The sequence below is a fragment of the Gemmatimonadota bacterium genome (genome assembly GCA_039715185.1).
Taxonomy (GTDB): Bacteria; Gemmatimonadota; Gemmatimonadetes; order Longimicrobiales; family RSA9; genus DATHRK01.
This window is the reverse complement of record JBDLIA010000183.1, coordinates 1-2,414: the sequence shown is the minus strand read 5'-3', so window position 1 is coordinate 2,414 and position 2,414 is coordinate 1. Positions and strand designations below refer to the sequence as shown.

Here is a 2,414-nt window from a genome sequence, read left to right as displayed (position 1 = left end):
CCCCCCGTCCAGCGTCACCGTCACCCCCGCCTCCGGTTGGCCGTCCACGGTGACCTGGCCGACGACGGAGCCGTCGAGCACGACGGCCGTGCACACGATCGCGGCCTGCGCCGTCTGGCCGGCGCTGACGGAGGCGGTGGTCGGCTCGCAGTCGAACCCGTCCGCCGTCGCCATCAGCATGTAAGAACCGGCCGCCAGGTCCGAGAAAAAGAAGCCGCCCTGCGCGTCGGTCGTCTCGGTATCCGATACGGGTCCGCTGAGCGAGACCATCGCCGGGATTCCGACCCCGCCGGACGTCACCGTGCCCGAGATCGCGCCGGTATCCTCGAATCCGAAGATCACGGGGGCGAAGGCGTCCGGCCCCTTCTCGTCGCAGCCGCTCCACGCCGCGCACGCCGCGAGCACGGCTGCGAGGACGGCCCTCGGCCGGAGGCGGGCGTCACGCGACAACGTCTGCGCTGGCTCGGGCATCGGAATTCTCATCTGGAGCGCCGGTCAGAAGACGAAACGGCGGAGGAGGATGAACCTCCCCTCGTAGCTCGTGTCGGCGTCATCACCCTCGCCGAACAGCACCCCGCCCTCGACCCGGAAGCCGAGTTGGGGCGTCACGTAGAGGTCCACTCCGGCCACCACGCCGGTCCGGAAGCCGCTCTCCGACCGATCCTCCATGGCGAGCTCCCCGCCGGAAAACTCGGACAGGATCTCCAGGTCGTTGTACATCCACAGGGCCTGGAAGGCGGCGCGCAGCGTTACCAGGTCGACACCCTCCGGCGACTTCAGGAGCGCCTGGTACCACGCGACCTGGCCCCAGGTGAGCCAGCGGGTGAAGTCGATCGTGCCCATGCTCAGCCCGTTCGTGGCCGGGTCGAAGACCTGCCGGATCTCGCTCACGCTGGAGTAGGCGCCGCCGACGCCCAGGGTGAAGGGCAGATCCCATGGCGGGATCACCTCGAAGGAGGCGGGCAGCGTGATCCCCGTCGAGGAGACGTCCGCGTCGATCAGGCCCGGCTGGTCGCGCACCGCGTCCTCGAGGTTCGGCAGGTGGCTGAAGCCGAGGCCGATCCCGAGGATGACCTGCGTGGTGTCCAACCCGGGCATCGGAGGCATGAGGTCGTCCGCGCCCGGGGCGGTGGTCACCGTCCCCTCGCCCACGTCGATGACGACGCGGCCCGTCCCCCACGCGAACACGCCTATCCGCCGGCACCCGCAGCCCTCGCCCGCCGCCCCGTCGGCGCATGGGTCACCGGACCCCTCCTCGGCCAGGATCACCCTCGTGTCCCCGTCCTCGCAGTCGAGGACCCACACCTCCATGGGCGCTCCGTCGGCGAGGTTCGCCGCGTCGTTCCGAATCGTGAGCGAGCCGTCCGACCCGGTCGTGCCGATCGGCTTGCCCAGGCCCGCCAGCTCGGCGACGCCGGCTGGGTCCGCCTCCCGCACGCTCACCGGCACGTCCGGCAGCGGCTTCCCGCGATCGACGATCTCCAGGACGAAGGTCGGCTGCGCCTGCGCCGCCAGCGGGGCGGCCGCGAACAGCGCGACCGCGGCGATTCCCCCGAAGATCCGACGCGCTCTAGTCATCGTTGCCCCCCTAGCGAGCGATCCGCCTCGTCGAGGACGGCCGTGACGTCGGCCCACCGATTCGGCACGAGGTCGCGCACCTGCTCCTCGATCGAGGCCGTCCACCGCCGGCCGGCCGCGTCGAAGTTCTTCTTTGCGTGCTCCACGAACGCCTCCTCGAAGCCGTCCCGGTCGAGCCCCAGCTCGTCTGTCCAGGCCGCCCACTGGCGGGTCGAGTGGAAGTAGGCTTCGGGATCGCCGTCTGGGTGCAGCTCGCCCTCGTCCTGCAGGCGGCGGCTCGCGCTCACGATCTCCCGGAAGCGGGCGGCCTCCTGCTGCGCCTCCCGGTCGACCAGCCGGAACAGCGCTCCCTCCTCCGGCACGTCCTTCGCGAACTCCAGGCAATAGCCGTCCAGCACGACGGTCACGACGTCCGCGTCCGGTCCCCAATCGGTGCCACCGCCAGGGAAGTCGCGTCCCTGCGGCGCCGGGACGGGCTTCCCGCTGGAGGCCGCCGCGACGATGTCGTCCAGGCGGACCTGTTGCTCCGGCGTGAGGTCGTCCCGATCGAGGGGCTCCAGGCTCAAGGCCCCGGTGAGGATCCGCGCCGCTCCTCCCGAGTTGTTGACGAAGTGGGCGGTGAGGACCGGACCGGTCGAGCCGCCCGTGCTGCGGATCACGACCTCCACGGGCGCGGCGGCTCCCCCGAGGCCCGACGGACCGCCGAGCACGGAAGGCTCGACGCTCGGATTCAGGACCCTGGCGGGCACAGGAAGCAAGTTGGGGGGCGCAGGAGGAGTGACGGGCGCCGGAGACGGCGTGATGGGCGCGGGAGACGGCGTGATGGGCGCCGGAGA

The 2,414-nt window shown here is 71.5% G+C and carries 4 protein-coding genes; 1 reads left to right on the top strand and 3 read right to left on the bottom strand.

The window, feature by feature from the left end:
• The 3 genes from ABFS34_16480 to ABFS34_16470 form a co-directional block, all read right to left on the bottom strand.
• Window positions 1-471: carboxypeptidase-like regulatory domain-containing protein (locus tag ABFS34_16480; protein MEN8377022.1), on the bottom strand; the 471-nt coding region annotated here is incomplete at its 3' end.
• Between the two features lie 24 nt (window positions 472-495).
• Window positions 496-1,578 carry a hypothetical protein gene (locus tag ABFS34_16475; GenBank protein MEN8377021.1) on the bottom strand — a complete coding sequence of 361 codons (1,083 nt, stop codon included), beginning with the start codon at window positions 1,576-1,578 and terminating at the stop codon, window positions 496-498.
• Window positions 1,575-2,237 (bottom strand): hypothetical protein, encoded by a 663-nt coding sequence (locus ABFS34_16470; GenBank protein MEN8377020.1) that lies wholly within the window; start codon window positions 2,235-2,237, stop codon window positions 1,575-1,577. The genes ABFS34_16475 and ABFS34_16470 overlap by 4 nt, the downstream gene beginning before the upstream one ends.
• On the opposite strand from ABFS34_16470, the gene ABFS34_16465 reads away from it, so the two are divergent.
• The coding region (locus ABFS34_16465; protein ID MEN8377019.1) for a hypothetical protein at window positions 2,224-2,414 on the top strand (191 nt) is incomplete at its 3' end. The two genes, ABFS34_16470 and ABFS34_16465, sit on opposite strands and share 14 nt — an antisense overlap.

What these genes read in the sequence shown, in the direction of transcription:
- ABFS34_16475 (MEN8377021.1), bottom strand. Translation starts at nt 1,578, where the DNA reads ATGACTAGAGCGCGTCGGATCTTCGGGGGAATCGCCGCGGTCGCGCTG.